This window comes from Winogradskyella ursingii (genome assembly GCF_013403975.1).
GTDB classification, from domain to species: Bacteria; Bacteroidota; Bacteroidia; order Flavobacteriales; family Flavobacteriaceae; genus Winogradskyella; species Winogradskyella ursingii.
Genome location: NZ_JABFDH010000003.1, coordinates 71407 through 88878, shown reverse-complemented (window position 1 = coordinate 88878; position 17472 = coordinate 71407). Strand labels below are relative to the sequence as shown.

Annotated in this window: 17 protein-coding genes; 12 read left to right on the top strand and 5 right to left on the bottom strand. The window is 34.5% G+C overall.

Features of this window, described 5'->3' with window-relative positions; all coding sequences use genetic code 11:
- The first annotated feature begins 84 nt into the window (after positions 1-84).
- The gene (locus tag HM983_RS07775; RefSeq protein ID WP_179344851.1) at positions 85-465 is read left to right on the top strand and encodes a RidA family protein; all 381 of its coding nucleotides are present in this window, start codon (positions 85-87) and stop codon (positions 463-465) included.
- On the opposite strand, the gene HM983_RS07770 is transcribed toward HM983_RS07775, so the two are convergent.
- Positions 466-1533, bottom strand: a complete 1068-nt coding sequence (locus tag HM983_RS07770) for a sugar-transfer associated ATP-grasp domain-containing protein (RefSeq protein WP_179344850.1) — start codon at positions 1531-1533, stop codon at positions 466-468.
- A 177-nt stretch (positions 1534-1710) separates the two neighbouring features.
- Here HM983_RS07770 and HM983_RS07765 point away from each other — a divergent pair, with 177 nt between their 5' ends.
- From HM983_RS07765 to HM983_RS07750, 4 genes are all read left to right on the top strand, one after another.
- Positions 1711-2166, top strand: coding sequence for a hypothetical protein (locus tag HM983_RS07765; protein WP_179344849.1), 456 nt, complete (start codon positions 1711-1713; stop codon positions 2164-2166).
- 184 nt (positions 2167-2350) lie between these two features.
- The gene (locus tag HM983_RS07760; protein WP_317166954.1) at positions 2351-3121 is read left to right on the top strand and encodes a TIGR02757 family protein; all 771 of its coding nucleotides are present in this window, start codon (positions 2351-2353) and stop codon (positions 3119-3121) included.
- 174 nt (positions 3122-3295) lie between these two features.
- Positions 3296-4783 (top strand): S10 family peptidase, encoded by a 1488-nt coding sequence (locus HM983_RS07755; RefSeq protein ID WP_179344848.1) that lies wholly within the window; start codon positions 3296-3298, stop codon positions 4781-4783.
- An 89-nt stretch (positions 4784-4872) separates the two neighbouring features.
- Positions 4873-6057, top strand: coding sequence for a sensor histidine kinase (locus HM983_RS07750; protein WP_179344847.1), 1185 nt, complete (start codon positions 4873-4875; stop codon positions 6055-6057).
- An 85-nt stretch (positions 6058-6142) separates the two neighbouring features.
- Here the strand turns inward: HM983_RS07750 and HM983_RS07745 are convergent, their stop codons facing one another.
- Positions 6143-8035 (bottom strand): M61 family metallopeptidase, encoded by a 1893-nt coding sequence (locus HM983_RS07745; protein WP_179344846.1) that lies wholly within the window; start codon positions 8033-8035, stop codon positions 6143-6145.
- 84 nt (positions 8036-8119) lie between these two features.
- Between HM983_RS07745 and HM983_RS07740 the strand changes: the two genes are divergently transcribed.
- From HM983_RS07740 to HM983_RS07720, 5 genes are all read left to right on the top strand, one after another.
- The gene (locus HM983_RS07740) at positions 8120-9127 is read left to right on the top strand and encodes a glycosyltransferase family 2 protein (RefSeq protein ID WP_179344845.1); all 1008 of its coding nucleotides are present in this window, start codon (positions 8120-8122) and stop codon (positions 9125-9127) included.
- 105 nt (positions 9128-9232) lie between these two features.
- Complete coding sequence (locus tag HM983_RS07735) at positions 9233-11158, top strand: BatA domain-containing protein (RefSeq protein ID WP_179344844.1); 1926 nt, start codon at positions 9233-9235, stop codon at positions 11156-11158.
- Positions 11155-12408, top strand: a complete 1254-nt coding sequence (locus HM983_RS07730) for a dihydroorotase (RefSeq protein ID WP_179344843.1) — start codon at positions 11155-11157, stop codon at positions 12406-12408. Before HM983_RS07735 ends, HM983_RS07730 begins: the two co-directional genes overlap by 4 nt.
- Positions 12408-12737 carry a hypothetical protein gene (locus tag HM983_RS07725; RefSeq protein ID WP_179344842.1) on the top strand — a complete coding sequence of 110 codons (330 nt, stop codon included), beginning with the start codon at positions 12408-12410 and terminating at the stop codon, positions 12735-12737. Before HM983_RS07730 ends, HM983_RS07725 begins: the two co-directional genes overlap by 1 nt.
- Before the next feature lie 4 nt (positions 12738-12741).
- Positions 12742-13386 carry an alpha/beta hydrolase gene (locus tag HM983_RS07720; RefSeq protein WP_179344841.1) on the top strand — a complete coding sequence of 215 codons (645 nt, stop codon included), beginning with the start codon at positions 12742-12744 and terminating at the stop codon, positions 13384-13386.
- Here the strand turns inward: HM983_RS07720 and HM983_RS07715 are convergent.
- Complete coding sequence (locus HM983_RS07715) at positions 13383-13889, bottom strand: hydrolase (protein ID WP_246277487.1); 507 nt, start codon at positions 13887-13889, stop codon at positions 13383-13385. The genes HM983_RS07720 and HM983_RS07715 overlap by 4 nt on opposite strands.
- A 4-nt stretch (positions 13890-13893) precedes the next feature.
- Positions 13894-14655 (bottom strand): MBL fold metallo-hydrolase, encoded by a 762-nt coding sequence (locus HM983_RS07710; RefSeq protein WP_179344840.1) that lies wholly within the window; start codon positions 14653-14655, stop codon positions 13894-13896.
- A gap of 89 nt (positions 14656-14744) precedes the next feature.
- Here HM983_RS07710 and HM983_RS07705 point away from each other — a divergent pair, with 89 nt between their 5' ends.
- On the top strand, positions 14745-16199 hold the full coding sequence (locus HM983_RS07705; RefSeq protein ID WP_179344839.1) for a TonB-dependent receptor: 1455 nt from the start codon (positions 14745-14747) through the stop codon (positions 16197-16199).
- Positions 16200-16268: 69 nt separating this feature from the next.
- Here the strand turns inward: HM983_RS07705 and bcp are convergent, their stop codons facing one another.
- Complete coding sequence (bcp, locus tag HM983_RS07700) at positions 16269-16724, bottom strand: thioredoxin-dependent thiol peroxidase (RefSeq protein ID WP_179344838.1); 456 nt, start codon at positions 16722-16724, stop codon at positions 16269-16271.
- Between the two features lie 37 nt (positions 16725-16761).
- Here bcp and HM983_RS07695 point away from each other — a divergent pair, with 37 nt between their 5' ends.
- Positions 16762-17418, top strand: a complete 657-nt coding sequence (locus HM983_RS07695; protein ID WP_179344837.1) for an endonuclease III domain-containing protein — start codon at positions 16762-16764, stop codon at positions 17416-17418.
- The last annotated feature ends 54 nt before the right edge of the window (positions 17419-17472 follow it).

The window sequence follows — 17472 nt, the reverse complement described above, 5'->3', positions numbered from 1 at the left end:
ATAATATCCTAAATTTGGATAAGTCTAACGGAAAATTTTATTCCCCTTATCAGAGGAATAGACACAAATAAAAGTGCACCATAAATGAAAAAAATTATAAACACGTCTAAAGCACCAGCTCCAATTGGTCCGTACAATCAAGCTGTATTAATAGGCAATACGCTATACACCTCTGGGCAAATTGCCCTCAATCCAGTAACAATGGAGCTAGTTATGGATTCTATTGAAGTAGAAACCCATCAAGTTATGAAGAATCTAAAAGCAGTCTTAGAGGAAGCAGGAATGACTTTTGAAAACGTTTTCAAAACCTCCATATTTATTAGCGACATGAATAACTTCAGTAAAATCAATGAAGTATATGGCGAATATTTTGATGAAAAGACTGCACCTGCAAGAGAAACAGTTGAAGTGGCTAATTTACCAAAATACGTCAATGTTGAAATTAGTATGATTGCTGTAAAATAGCTATTTAGCCTGTTTCCGCTTTTCTTCTTTTAACTCAGAAATCAATTCTTTCATGTAAGGGTTTTTTAAAAAACCACGAGAAGCTCTATCGGAACTTTGTAAGTGTGGCATATCATTAGCTTCAACAATGGTTGGGCCATTTGGAGTTATTGCCACATCCCAACCAATAAATCCATCTGGTAATAATTCAACACCTTTTTTCGCCAATTCGCATGCTTCTTTAAAAAAAGGAATTTTAAACCCTTCTAACTTAAAACCATTATCAGGATGCTCATATACTTTTCCGCCTCCATACTCAATTAAATAAAAACCGTGTTCATCCAGTGTGCCCTTATCCATATTTGTACCAATAAAAAATCCTCCTGAGCTAGAATTATCAACCACGCTATCACCTACTCCCAATCTAAAACCTGCATAGACAACCTTGACATCATTACTGCTCGTAACAAGGGTTAGAATACGCATTGTATTTACTGATGAAGCGTGTATTTTATTTATTTCTGGATGCTGCTCTATAATTTCGGTATGCACATAATTGTTTTTGAGAAGCATTTCTAAAGCATTAGAAATTTGTGTTTTTAAATCTTTTTTGGTGAGTTTAAAGCAACCATGACCTCCGTAATCTGAGTGTGGTCTAAAAAAGATGCTTTCTACGTTGGTATCGGCAAATCTATTTTCAAAAAATTTAAAAAGCTCATCTTCATTAGTCACGATGGTCTTTTCTGTACCGATATAAAATTCATTATTAATGTTGTAACTAATTAATTTTGGAGTGCTGATATCTGACTTTTCAAAAAGTTGAGAGAACAGCAGCTTGTTTTTGAAAATTGGTGTAAGTTCAGGATTATGCAAGCGCTTGCTCTGTCTAATCAAATTCATCTCTGCGGCACTGAGATAATCCAAATGATTTGTAATATCTTTTCTGTAGAGGTACTTAAAATAGTAGTATGGAGTTTCTCCTTTGACCTTTTTGAGTTCACGGAACTCCTTAATCATTTTAAAAAGAGGCTTCTTGTGTTTATCTTTTAAAAAGACTTTTATTCTATCGTTGTTCTGGTAGTATGGCATAATTTAGTTCTGTTAAAGATCAAGATTGGAAAAATCCCTATCTTGTATAACATCTATAATATTTGTATTTTATCGATATTTAATTTACTATAGTACTATAGTACTAAAAAAAAATACTACGGCACAAACTATAAAATTAAAGTTTTTGTCATATTTATTAACCCTAAATCTATAATTATGAACAAATTAAAATTTAAAAACCTATTTATTGTGGTATTGACCACTGTCTGTATTACGACAGTTGGATGCAGTGACGATGATGATCCTCAACCTCAAGTTGAAGTGACTGTTAATGGTAGCGTCTTATTTGATAATGAAGATGACTTTAATGGTGACATTGACGGGAGCTTTACAAGTAAAGGAGGTAGTGATACTAGAATTTTTACTTGGCAGAACAGTTTGAGTACTGCCGATTATAATGCTGATATTACTGCAACTTCAGAAGGCTCGTTTAACATGTTGGTGGCAGATGCAGATGGTACAATAGTATTAGACAGATCTTTGAATGGTGCGTCAGAACCAGACTCATTTTCAGGTGTAACTTCCTCTGGAGTTTCTGGGATTTGGACTGTTACTATTACGCTCAACTCATTTAATGGAGACGGAAGTTTTTCATTGAGTGAGGGGAATTAAAATAATACGATTAAACAAAGGCCTAAATAGAAAACTGTTTAGGCTTTTTTTTATAAGTATAATATTCATTGTTCATTATTTTATCTATGCCAATCATGACAAGAGTAAGTCAAAACCTTGAAAAAATTATATCTTTCATTTTTTCGTAATCCAAATAGATACTTTTATTTTTAGCACAAAAACAGTGCAACTCAAAAAAGCAGAACTCAAAGATTTCCTAGACACTAAAGTCAATTTATATAACCATCCCAAATTTATTGAAAGCGACCCAATACAAATTCCGCATCAATTTAGTAAAAATGAGGATATAGAAATTGCTGCATTTTTAACAGCAACCATTGCTTGGGGAAATCGTAAGAGCATTATTAACAATGCGCACCGTATGATGGAATTGCTGGACCACTCCCCTTTTCAGTTTGTAATGCAGCATCAAGAATCGGATTTAGAAAGTCTACTACCTTTTGTACATCGGACGTTCAACGGTTTAGATTTTATTCAATTCGTTACAAGTTTAAAGCATATTTACAAAACTCATGAAGATATGGAAGCAGTCTTTGCTAAATTTGCTGAAACGGACTCGCTTCAAAATAGCATTCACCAGTTTAAAAGGCTGTTTTTTGAGATTGAGCATTTAGAACGTACCAAAAAACATGTGAGTGATCCATTGAAAAATTCAGCTGCAAAGCGCATCAATATGTTTTTAAGATGGATGGTAAGAAACGACAATAATGGTGTAGACTTCGGCATCTGGAAATCTCTTTCTTCATCCCAGCTTAGTTGTCCGTTAGATGTGCATTCGGGTAATGTTGCCAGAAAACTTGGGCTTTTAAAACGAAAACAAAACGATGGCAAAGCATTAGCAGAATTGGATAAGGCGCTAAGAAAATTAGATTCTTCGGATCCGGTTAAATACGATTTTGCCTTATTTGGGCTTGGTGTTTTTGAGGGTTTCTAATTTTGGTTGTTTATATTTATAAAATAATAATTGTACGTCCTTTTGAGTGAGCTAAAGTATTGAATTGATATCATGAAATATAGAAGATGACATATTAATTAATTATCGATATTAGTGCTGAATTATTCAAGATTAAACTCCATTCGATTTGACGAACTTTAAAAATAACAACGTATGAAAATTTCATTGGTATATCTATTTTTAGCGGCATTCGCTTTCAGCTTTTCACAAGATTTACAAATTCCGGTAGACACTGCTTACATCACCAATAGCTCTGTTAATATAAAGGGTGAAACGGTAGATTATCAGGCAGCTACTGGATTTCAGCCAGTTTGGAATGATGAAGGGAATATCATCGCCTCTCTATATTATACCTATTATAAACGCACCAACGATAGCAATGGCAATAACAGACCATTGATATTTTCTTTTAACGGTGGGCCAGGTTCAGCTTCGGTTTGGATGCATATTGCCTATACAGGACCAAAAATTTTAAAGATTGATAATGAGGGCTACCCAATTCAACCTTATGGAGTTAAGGACAATCCTAATTCGATTTTGGATGTTGCAGATATAGTTTTCGTTAATCCTGTTAATACAGGATATTCAAGAAAAATTGCCGATAAAGAGGGTAACATGCCAGATGACAAACTATTTTTTGGTGTCAATGCAGATATAGCTTATCTCGCTAGCTGGATGAACACATTTGTGACACGGAACAACCGTTGGCAATCACCAAAATATATTGTTGGCGAAAGCTATGGTGGTACAAGAGTAATGGGTTTGGCATTAGAACTTCAAAATAGCCAATGGATGTATCTTAATGGAGTAATAATGGTGTCACCTGCAGACTATAAAGTGCTGCGCGTTGGAGGACCTTTATCATCAAGTCTAAATTTACCGTATTACACAGCAGCAGCTTGGTATCACAAACAATTACCTTCTGAGCTACAATCTAAAGATTTATTAGACATCCTACCTGAAGCTGAAAAATTTGCAATAGACGAATTGCTACCTGCATTAGCAAAAGGTTGGAATTTACCTGAAACGGAGAAAAAAGCTGTTGTTGAAAAAATGAGCTACTATTCGGGTTTATCCGAAAAGGTTATTCTTCAACAAAATTTAGACGTACCCAATCGTTTTTTCTGGAAAGAACTATTGCGTGATGAAACCGGACAGACCATTGGTCGTTTAGATTCAAGATATATTGGCATCGACCGAGTAGAAACCGGAACAAGTCCCGATTACAGTGCCGAATTAACATCTTGGCTTCATTCTTTTGCACCTGCAATAAATTATTATATTAAGAATGATTTAGGCTTTGAAACCGATGTTAAATACAATGTTTTTGGCAATGTGGGAAATTGGGATCGAAACAACGACAACACCAGGGAAGACTTGAGACAAGCCATGGCACAAAATCCATATTTAAAGGTTTTGACACAATCTGGTTATTATGATGGTGCTACCACTTATTTTTCTGCCAAATACTCTCAATGGCAAGTGGATCCAAGCGGCAAAATGAAAGATCGATTTAGTTTTAAAGGTTACCGAAGCGGACATATGATGTATCTTCGTAACGAAGATTTAATAAAAGCGAATGATGATTTAAGAGAGTTTATCGAGAACTCATCCGCCAAAGGTAAATCGGCTAAGTATTAGTGAGTTAATAATTTTAACATTTTTAATTTAAAAAAAGGAAAACCCACAGCGTTATTATTACGTAAGTATAAAGTTAACCTACTTATTAAATGATAACACCTAAACTTCCCCAAAAAGAGCAACAACGACTTGAAGCTGTAAAATCTTATCAAATTCTGGATACACTTCCAGAAAGCGATTACGATAACATTACAGAACTTGTAGCATCCATTTGTGATGTACCAATCGCTCTAATTACATTTTTAGACGAAAAACGTAACTATTTCAAATCTCACCAAGGCATTCCATTTAATGAGTCACCAAGAGATATTTCATTCTGTGGCCATGCTATTTTGGAAGATGATGTAATGATAGTAGAAGATGCTCGAAAGGATCCTCGCTTTGTAGAAAACCCACTTATAGATGAACTTAAAGCTATTTTCTATGCTGGCCAACCATTGGTGGATTCAAATGGGTTGGCATTGGGCACTATTTGTGTCTTTGATCACAAGCCAAGAACATTGTCAAAGAAACAAAAGAAAGCACTAAAAACATTAGGGAATCAAGTGGTTAATCTCTTAGAATTAAGACGTAAGAATATTAATCTAGAGAGAACAAAGGAAGAATTAAAAATAAGAAATATACAACTTAAGTCTTTTGCAAGTCACGTATCGCACGATCTTAAAAGCCCTTTAGCAAATATAATTTCGTTAACAGAATTATTAAAGGATGACAATGATAGCAAACTATCTGAAGACGCTATTATCTATTTAGATTCCATAGAAGATTCTGCAAATATTCTAAAAGATTATATCGACGGTATATTAATGCATTATAAAACAGATGATCTTTTAGAACGAAAAAAACAGGATATTAAATTAAGTGAGATTTCTGAAGATATCAAACAACTGCTTATTTCCAGTGAAGATGAACTTATTTATGTTGAACATGAAATCAAAAACATAAATAAGTCTGTGCTCTCTCAAATACTCATTAATTTGGTTGATAATGCCATAAAATATAACGACAAGCCAAAGAGGATCATTCAGTTGGATTACGAATTACTAGATGGTTATCATAGATTTAGCGTAAGTGACAATGGTATTGGAATTCCAAAAAACCAACAAGAACAAATTTTCGAAATATTTAAGACCGTTAAAAATAGTTTTACAAAAAGTAGTACTGGAATTGGGCTTAGCACCGTAAAAAACCTGATTGAAAAACAAAACGGCCATATTTTTGTTTGTTCTGAAGAAGGTAAAGGCAGTACCTTTAGCTTTACCATAGCCGCATAGACAAACCGAATTGCATATTAGAATTAAATAAAAAAGCTGATAGATGGTAAAATCTATCAGCTTTCTATTTTTAGAATTGGTAAAATTAGCCTTTTAACCAGGCACTTCTCAACTCTTTTTGAGCTTCTGTTGCATTTTCGTCTTCGATTAATCCTGTACTCATAGCAGTTGCCGGAGTTAGCGTAGCTTTAATCTCAATAGGCTCCCCATTTCGTTCTAAACTCATAGTGATATCTTGACCTACTTGCCACCCAAACATTCCGCCTATGACCTGTTGTGCATTGGCCAAAGTTAAATCTGTTCCATCTACTTTTTTAATAACATCACCGGCTTGTACACCTTGCGCTTTCCAAAAAGAATTTTTTAGCGCCATATCTGTAAACGTTATAACACCCTTTTCGCGGTCACCATCGAAAATAATATTTTGTCCACCAGCAAAAATATAATTAGTTGGGACTTCTGCTTCTCCCATAGTTAAACCAACTTTGTTAAAGAATTCGCTATAATCAATCGGTACATCGCCTTCAACATGTGTTCTTAAAAACTCACCGACACTTGGGTAAGTCATTTCAGTGATTTCAGCAATAATTTTATCATCTTCAAATGGTTTATTCTCTCCATACTTCGCAGATAACTCTTTCATTAAAGACAGCATACTTCTATTACCGCCACTCTCTTCGCGCATTAATATATCGATACACATACCGATAAGCGCTCCTTTTTGATACACATTAAAATAATTGGACGCATAAGGCTCTTCCAAAACATTCTCGCTCATCACGGTAAAACTCATAGCATCATCCATACGTTTTGAAGTGCCAATCTTTTGCATAATGACATTGTAAAATTCGTCATTAGTCATTAAGCCTTCATAAACTTGAAAATGCTGTGCAAAATATTCAGTTCCACCCTCATACATCCAAAGATGTTTTGAGAATGTTGGTTGATTATAATCAAAATAATGTACATCTTCGGAATGAACTGATAATGGTGTTACTATATGAAAAAATTCATGTGCTACAACATCTACAATAGATGATGCCAAACCTTCTTTGCTAGAAGCTTCTGGTAAAACAACAACCGTTGAAGTGTGGTGCTCCAATGCTCCAAAACCTTTAGGCGCCGTTTCAGAACCATCAGATAAATACAAATAGATGTCGTAACGTGCCGTACTGTTGACATCTCCTAAATATTCTTTTTGTGCTTTCATCATGTTGAACACGGTTTCCTTTTGGCTTTCGGCAGTGTGAACTCCATTAGGAGAATAAACACTCAATACGATTTTTATGTCTCCAACCATAAATTCTTCGACATCCAAATCTCCGTACATCATCGGATTATCCGTGATATCAAAATATCTTGGTGCAAAATAACTGCTGGTCATTGTCTGTCCATCTTCCGAAGTAGTTGTTCCTTTATTCTCTAATGCAGAGGTTCTATCAAATGAAGCTGGCGCAGTTACGTCTAACGCATATTGATTGTTTTTCAGAGAGTCAAAATAACCTATAAATCCGTGTAGATTCAATACATAGTTATCTTCTGCAATATTAGTGCCTGCAGGTGAAAATGGTTGCTCACCACCAATACCTCCATTGGTTTCAATATCAAACGTATCATTAACATAATACATTAATCGATCTAATTTAGTTGCATCCGTAATGGTCCATGTATTGGTATCAACTTTTGTTACAGTTAATTCATTTCCATCGTAATCCAAAGCTTTAAAATCATCTACGTATTTTCCAAAATCACTTACAGAATATGTTCCCTGAACTACTCTCGGCAATCTATAGGTTACGTTTTCGGTAGTGAAACGGCCCGGATTTATGATAACAGGTACTTTATCTTCTTTTACTGCGGTTAAATCCAAAGAAGTTTCAATAGGATTGTTAACAGCTAAATCATCTACTTTTGGTTTTGCAGGTCCACAACCCACCAAAATAGCACTTAAGCCCAGAATGGCTATATAATTTTTCATGTTTAAAATTTTAGTTTTTTACTTGACGTACAAATCTACAATCTGTTACAACTTTAAACCTAAAGGTTTTGTTAAATTCGCATTATGAAGACAGCGTTAGTCAGCATATTAATTCCCTTTAAAAATACCGAAAAATATATTGGTGATTGTATAAGCTCAATTATCAATCAAACTTATGATAATTGGGAGTGTATTATGGTAAATGACAATTCAACTGACTCAGCAACTGAAATTGTTAAGGAATTTACCAAAAAAGATCACAGAATAATTTGTTTAAAAAATTCCGGGAATGGCATTATTGATGCTTTGAGAACAGCTTTTCAACATTCTAAAGGTGAGTTTATTACACGCATGGATAGCGATGATTTAATGGTGGAAAATCGATTGGAAGCCATGACTAATGATCTAGTTAAAAATGGTAAACAGCACATAGCTCTTGGTTTGGTTAAATACTTTAGAGAAGATGGTCTTAGTGATGGATATGCTAAATATGAAACATGGCTCAACCAATTATCCAAAACAGGACAGAATTTTACCGAAATCTATAAGGAATGTGTGATTCCATCACCTTGTTGGATGGTGTATCGTGAGGATTTTATAGCTTGCGGGGCATTTGACCACCACAGATATCCTGAAGATTATGATCTTGCTTTTAGATTTTATGAAGCAGGTTACAAGTGTATACCTACGAATAAAACCCTACTTCGCTGGCGAGATTATAATAATCGTACCTCTCGTACCCATGAGCATTATGCGCAAAATTATTTCTTGGACATAAAAGTCCATTATTTCTTGGAATTAGATTATAATCACGACAGACCACTAACACTTTGGGGTGCTGGCAAAAAAGGAAAAACGGTGGCTAAGCTGTTATTGGAAAAAAATATTCTATTTAAGTGGATTTGTGATAATCCAAAAAAAATAGGTAAACATATTTATGGTCAAGAAATGTACGACTATAAAGAATTGAAATCCTTAGAAAGACCACAAACAATCGTAACGGTGGCCAATAGCGATGCACAAATAGAAATTAAAAGGTATTTTGCCAAGCAGAGAATGATTGCGGCAATGGATTATTTCTTTTTCTGTTAAATTTCTCAAAAGCGAAACTCGCATTTACTCTTGTATTTTCTATATTTGAAACTCTTAGACCTGCTAGGTTTTTACAAACCTGCGAGATTTACTTAAAAACAACTAATGCAGTTTAAAAACCCAGAATTACTTTACGCCCTTTTTTTACTGGTCATTCCAATTCTGATTCACCTATTTCAGCTGCGTCGATTTCAGAAAGTTGAATTTACTAATGTCAAGTTTCTTAAAGCCGTTAAGCTACAAACACGTAAAAGTTCTCAATTAAAGAAATGGCTCACACTTTTAACGCGAATGCTACTATTGGCTTGTGCAATCATCGCTTTTGCACAACCTTACATTCCTGTTACAAACGACTTTAATGAAGCACAGGAAACGGTCATTTATTTAGACAATTCCTTTAGTATGCAAGCGACAGGTAGTAATGGCAATCTTTTGAATCAAGCTGTACAGGATATCATTACCACCTTTCCCGAGGATGAAAAAATCAGTTTGTTTACCAATGATAAAACCTTTAGAAACACAACTCTCAAAGGATTAAAAAATGATTTGATTCAGCTATCATTTTCACCAGACCAACTTGATTATGAAAATGCTTATTTAAAAGGAAAGCAACTATTCTCTAATACACCAAATACCACGAAGAATTTGGTTTTGGTTTCAGATTTTCAGAATAAAAGTAGTGCGCTGAAATTTGATGCGGATAGCACGATACAACTAAAATTAGTTCAGCCAAAATCATTATTAAAATCCAATATTAGCATTGATAGTGTTTATATATCAAACACCACGGCAGACAAACTAGATCTTAATGTTGTGTTATTAAATACTTCAGACGACAAAAAAAATGTTTCAATATCGCTGTATAATGAAGATGCTTTGCTCGCTAAAAATGCAGTTGATGTTAGAGACAAAGCTGAGGCAATTTTCTCAATTGCAAACAATACGGTCATTAACGGCAGATTATTAATTGATGATGCCGGACTACAATACGACAATACATTCTATTTTAATATTAATCCAAAACCTAATATTAATGTTTTGGCCGTTAATCAAAATACAGATGACACCTTTCTGAAAAGGATTTATACTGAAGACGAATTCGACTTTAAAAGTTATAATATAGATGCTTTAAACTTCAACTTGATTCCTGATCAAAATCTAATTGTACTGAATGAATTGGACGTCATTTCCAATGCATTATTTTCAGCATTGAAGTCTTATAAAAATGACGGAGGACATATATTAATAATTCCTTCAGTTAACACCGATTTAAACTCTTATAATCAAATCATTAACTTATTTAACTTAAATGGTTTAGAAAGCCTTAACTTAAATGAAAAACGTATTACAACAATCAATTATGACCATCCTGTTTTAGCGAATGCATTTTATTCAAAAGTGACTAATTTTCAATACCCGAAAGTGACATCGAGCTATCCTTTTTCTTCAAATAGAAATGCTATACTTTCTTATGAAGATGGTAGCCCATTTTTAGCTGGAACTTCGGATGGTTTTGTTTTTTCTTCAGCTTTAAATTCAGATAACTCCAATTTTAAAAATTCACCTTTAATTGTTCCTGTGCTTTATAATATTGGCAAACAAAGCTTAAAATTACCACAACTGTATTATACCATTTCAGAACCGAATACCATAGCAATAACTACTGTTTTGGGACAAGACGATATTTTGACATTGGCTACAGAAAACAATTCTGTTATTCCATTACAACAGACCTATAGCAAATCGGTTGAGCTGAAAACAGAAGAGTTCCCAAACCAAGCTGGTATTCTCAAGGTAATGAACAAGGACGAAGTGCTTCAGAATTTGAGTTTCAATTTCAAAAGAGATGAAAGCCAACTCAATTATCACGATTTGTCATCGGTCACCAATGTAACAGTAGATTCCAACTTAGCCACAACAATAGAGTCTATAAAAAGTAACACCAATGTTAATGCGTTATGGAAATGGTTTGTTATTTTTGCACTGGCTTTTCTGCTTATAGAACTGCTGATTTTAAAATATCTTAAATGAACGCACTCATAAAATCTGCAACCATCGTTGATTCTAAAAGTGATTTTCACAATGAAACGGTTGATATTTTAATTGAAAAAGGTCGCATTTCTAAGATTTCAAAACGTATATCCAATCCGAATAATTACAGAGAAATTCAACTAGACAACCTTCATGTGTCGCAAGGTTGGTTTGATAGTAGCGTGTCTTTTGGTGAGCCTGGATACGAAGAGCGTGAGACCATAAGCAACGGTTTAAGAACGGCCGCAATTTCTGGTTTTACGGCTGTTGGACTCAATGCCAATTCCAATCCAATAATTGATAGTTATGCGGATATTTCGCTCGTGAAATCCAAAGCCAGCGGTAACGCTGTGAGTCTAATGCCAATTGGTGCCTTGACACAGTCGAGCAATGGCAAGGACTTGGCGGAACTTTATGATATGAAAAATGCTGGTGCCATTGCATTTTACGATTACCAAAAACCAATTTCCAATCCCAACCTTATGAAAATTGCGTTGCAATACGCGAGTAATTTTGGCGGATTAGTATGCTCTTTTCCTCAAGAATCAAAAATTTCTGGAATGGGTGTTGTCAATGAACACGTCAATAGCACAAAATTAGGGCTAAAGGGAAACCCAGCACTTGCAGAAGAACTACAAGTTGCGCGCGATTTGTTTTTATTGGAGTATACTGAAGGTAAATTACACATTCCTACAATTTCCACAGCAAAATCAGTTGAGCTAATCAGAGCGGCAAAAGCAAAAAAATTGGATGTGACGTGCAGTGTTGCAATTCATAATTTAATATTGACAGATGCGGTTTTGGAAGGATTTGACACCAATTACAAAGTATTGCCTCCTCTGAGAACACAAACAGATTGTGATGCTTTGATTGAAGGATTGAAAGATGGCACTATTGATATGATAACTTCTGACCATAATCCTATTGATGTTGAACACAAAAAAATAGAATTCGACTATGCAGAATATGGTACGCTTGGTTTAGAATCTGCATTTGGCTCCTTGCAAACTATTTTTACAACGAAAAAATCAGTGGCTTTGCTTACCCAAGGTAAGTCAAGGTTTGGTGTTTCCGAAGGTATGATAAAAGAAGGTGAACATGTAGATTTGAGTTTATTTAACCCTAATAATGAATATAAGTTCGGTACTGATGATATTATTTCAAAATCTAAAAACAGTGCGTTTCTCGGAAAAACTTTAAAAGGAAAAGTTTACGGTATAATAGCGAATAATAAAATTGTTTTAAAATAATGAATAAAAACACCATTGAAGAAGGAAAAACCATGGCTTTGGTAGCCTATTTAACTTTAATAGGTACTTTGATTGCTTTTTTTATGAATCAAGACAAAAAGAATCCATTTACTTTTTTCCATATCAGACAAGCCCTAGGACTTGGATTGCTATATATTGCCATTGGATATGTAGTGAGCAGTTTGGATAGCATGATGGTGAGTATGTCTTTTTGGATATTTTTCTCAATTCTATTTCTCTATGGTATTTTTGGCGCCATTACAGGTAAATTGAACAAAATTCCGATTCTTGGTGAGTTTTTTCAAAAAACATTTAAATCTATAGAATAAAAACATGTCAACAGACTTACACTATATTACAAGACCTTCTTCTTTAAATACAAATGCACCACTATTAATTATGTGTCATGGTTATGGTAGTGATGAAAACGATTTGTTTTCTTTTGCGTCGGAATTACCTGAAGAACTTTTCATTATTTCTTTAAGAGCGCCATACCCTATGCAGCCATTTGGAAATGCATGGTACGCAATTAATTTTGATGCAGAAAAAGGAAAATGGAGTGACGACGAACAAGCCAAAGCGTCTGTCGAAAAAATTTCATCTTTCATTGATTATGCTTGTGACAAATATCCTGTCGATGATAAAAACGTGAACTTGCTAGGTTTTAGTCAAGGTACAATTTTGAGTTATGCCGTTGCTCTGACTCATCCTAAAAAAGTAAAAAACATTGTGGCACTAAGCGGTTATATCAATGAAAATATTATACCTAAAAGCTTAAGTGAATCAGTGTCAAACCTCAATTTCTTTTGTTCGCATGGTTCTGTTGACCAAGTTATTCCTGTGGATTGGGCAAGAAAAGCTCCTGAGTTTCTAGAAGCTCACAACATTGATCACGAATATTCAGAGTATCCGGTTGGCCATGGTGTCGCACCTCAAAATTTCTATGACTTAAAGGATTGGCTGAAGAAGCATCTCTAATAAGCTTTAGGGTACAAAAAATAATCCTTAAGTTCATATTTTAGATTACTGTTGTCGTCAATATCATAAGTGACAAATATTTCACCCCAATTTTCACCATCAGAAAAATTAGCTATAATCCATTTATGATTTAATATACGTACTCTATTGATGAGTAATTTAGAATCAGTCATAGATACAAAGGGCACGATGGGATGGTCTTCTCCAGAGTAATTATTCATTTCAAAAAGTCCATCAGAAATAGCCGGCACTAATTTTTCAACATCATAACCTTTATTTTCAAAATAGGTTAAGGCTTCTTCATTATTGTTAATAGTGAAGGTGTTAAGTTCAAAATTCTGGTCTTCGAGCTCTGTTATTTTTTGTTCATTTTCAATGATTTGCAACTTATAGGTTTTAATATCCTTTTCATATTTATCTAAAATACTTTTGGAATTTGCATATTGAAACACAATCACCAATACCGAAAAAATAAACAGATACATAAAAATTCTACTCTTCATAATTCTAAACTATAATTTCTAAATTATCATACGCTAAAAAAACGTTCTCAGGTAATTTTCGTTGCACATCGTCATGAAACCCCAATAAATGACTGATATGCGTTAAATAAGCCTTCTTCGGCTGTACGCGCCCTATAAAAGCCAATGCCTCCTCTAGATTAAAATGTGACGGATGAGCTTGTTCCCTCAAACAATTAACCACCAAAACATCTAAATCGTTTAATTTTTCGACTTCTTTGTCTTCAAGAGTTTTCATGTCTGTTAGATATGCGAAATTCTTAAAGCGATAGCCAAATACCTGCAGGTTAGCATGCATGCCATTTATAGGAATCACATTTATATTACCAGCTTTAAATGGTGAATTTGTAATTTGTATGGTCTCAACACTTGGAGCACTTGGATATCTGTTTTTAGTTTCAAAAATATATGTAAATCGTTCTTGCAAAGCTTTTAAAACTCTCTCGTGAGCATAAATAGGAATATCACCTTGTCTAAAAAAGAACGGTCTAATATCATCTAAACCCATAGTATGGTCAGCATGCTCATGGGTAAAAATTATACCATCAATTTTTGTACAGTCGGCTCGCAGCATTTGCTGTCTAAAATCTGGCCCACAGTCTATCACAAAAGTATAATTCTCCCACTCGACCAATACCGAAACGCGGAGTCTTTTATCTTTTGGATTCTTACTTAAACAAACGGGATGTGTACTTCCAATAATAGGAATTCCTTGAGAGGTACCAGTGCCTAAAAACGTAATTTTCAATACTGTTAACTTTGAAACAAAAATAAGGTTATTTTTTTGTTTGCCCTTCTAATTTGATACCTTTGTAACCTGACATAAACCCAGACTCTATGAAGGACATCACGTATACTGGCGATAAGGAATTTGAGAATATTCCCTCACTAAAAGATAAAGCATTACGTATTAATCTTAACGCTGATATTTATGGTACATTTTCTGAAATAGGCGCAGGCCAAGAAACTGTACGTCAATTTTTTAGAGCGGGAGGTGCTTCTGGAACAATTGCCAAAGCGATGTCGGCATACGACAAAGACTTTAGTGATGCCATTTATGGGATTGAAGATGATAAACGTTATGTAACAGAAGCAAGATTACGCAAAATGTTGAATCATGAGGTAGGTCTGACCGAAGAACGAATTACAAGAGATAAGCATCCAAATAAAATTTTCTTCTCCTATGCCAATACTGTGGCAACCATAGATTTTGCTAAAAAGTATAAAGGTCACGGCTGGGTAGGTATTAAATTTCAGGTAAAACCTGATGGTGAGTACAATGAGATTGTTCTTCATATCAGATTCAAGGAAAATGATGCGAGACTGCAACAAGAAACCTTGGGTAAATTAGGTACCAACTTAATCTATGGAGCCTTTTACAAATACAATCAACCGCGTAAGCTATTACGTTATTTATACGATCATTTAGACAAAGATCAACTTGAAATTGATACGATTAATTTTGATGGTCCGGTTTTTAAAGATGTGGACAATAGATTAATGAGTTTACAGTTGGTAAAAAATGGAATGACCGACGCGGTAATGTTTGCTCCAGATGGAAATAATGTGTTGCCCGCTCGTGTCCTTTACAAGAAGAACATTTTAACATTAAGAGGAAGCTTCAGGCCCGTTACTAAAGTAAATATGGACATGTTTGAGAAATCTTATGAAATGTTCATCAAAGAAAATAAAGTCGATAAAGACCAAACCCAAGTTATTTTTGAAATTACGTTGTCTAACCTAAGAGCAGAAGGCGAAATTGACGAACAAGATTTTATGGATCGTGCAAAACTTTTATGCTCTTTGGGACAAACGGTTTTGATATCTAATTTCCAAGAATACTATAAATTAGTTGAATATTTCTCTCAATATTCTAGAAATAGAATGGGTCTTGCAATGGGTGTGAACAATTTGGTAGATATTTTTGATGAAAAATATTACCGCCATTTAAGTGGTGGTATTCTTGAAGCCTTTGGCAAATTGTTTTATAAAGATCTCCGTGTGTACTTGTATCCAATGCAAAATGAAGATGGCACAACAACTAATAGTGAAAACTTAAAGGTCCATCCAAGAATGAAAGAGCTTTACAAATTCTTTAAATATAATGGTAAGGTGGTAGATATTACAGATTATGACGCCTCTAACTTAGATGTATTCTCGCGAAAAGTTCTTAAAATGATTGCCAGCGGTGAAGATGGCTGGGAGAGTATGCTTCCTGAAGGTGTTGCGAACCTAATAAAGGAAAAGAGTCTTTTTGGTTATGAGGCTGAAGAAGTGATGCATAAGAATTAACTGGATTTACCTATATAAAAATAAGAAAAAGCGACCATAGGTCGCTTTTTTCCATTTAGGCTTGTTTTTCTATTCAGATAAAATCTGATCAGTATGCGCTTTGGTTTTCACTTTTTTAATAACATCCTCAATTACACCGTTCTCGTCAATTACAAAAGTAGTTCTGTGGATGCCATCATATTCCCTTCCCATAAATTTCTTTGGTCCCCAAACACTGTATGCTTCAATAACAGCTTTGTCTTCATCAGCTAATAATGGATAAGCAAAATCATATTTATTCTTAAAATTACTCTGTCGTTTCTGGGAATCTGCACTCACACCCAAGATATCATAACCTTGTTTAGTAAATTTTGAATAGTTATCATTTAAATTACAGGCCTCAACCGTGCACCCTGGTGTACTAGCTTTTGGATAAAAGAATAAAACAAGTTTCTTTCCTTTATAATCGCTTAAACTTATGGTATTACCGTCTTGATCATTTGCTGAAAAATCTGGTGCTTTATCGCCTGCTTTTAAATGTGTCATAATTGCTTAAATTTGTGTTTCTGTAAAAATACAATGAATGACTAAGCAAGAAAAGGTACATTTTGTTATAAATACGTTAAATCAACTTTATCCTGAAATTCCGGTTCCGCTAGATCATAATGACCCTTATACTTTGTTGATCGCCGTGTTAATGTCTGCTCAAAGTACTGATGTGCGTGTCAATCAAATTACACCATTGCTATTTGAACGCGCGGACAATCCATACGACATGATAAAACTAAGTGTTGAGGAAATTAGAGAAATCATAAAACCAGTTGGATTGTCTCCAATGAAAAGCAAAGGCATTCACGGTTTATCGCATATTCTTATTGACAAGCATAACGGAAAAGTGCCAAAGACGTATGAAGAATTGGAAGCACTACCAGCTGTTGGCCACAAAACCGCAGCCGTTGTAATGTCTCAAGCTTTTGGCATTCCCGCGTTTCCCGTAGATACGCATATCCATAGATTGATGTACCGTTGGAACCTAACAAACGGAAAAAATGTAGTGCAAACCGAAAAAGATGCCAAACGCTTGTTTCCCAAAGAACTTTGGAACGAACTACACCTTCAGATTATTTGGTATGGACGCCAATATTCACCAGCGAGAGGCTGGGACTTAGAAAAGGATATTATTACTAGAACTATTGGGAGAAAGTCTGTGTTGAATGAATATTATAAAAATAAAAAATAGTGACATCTTCTCTTCTGTCATTTCGAGCGAAGTCTAGAAATCTCAAAGAAATTT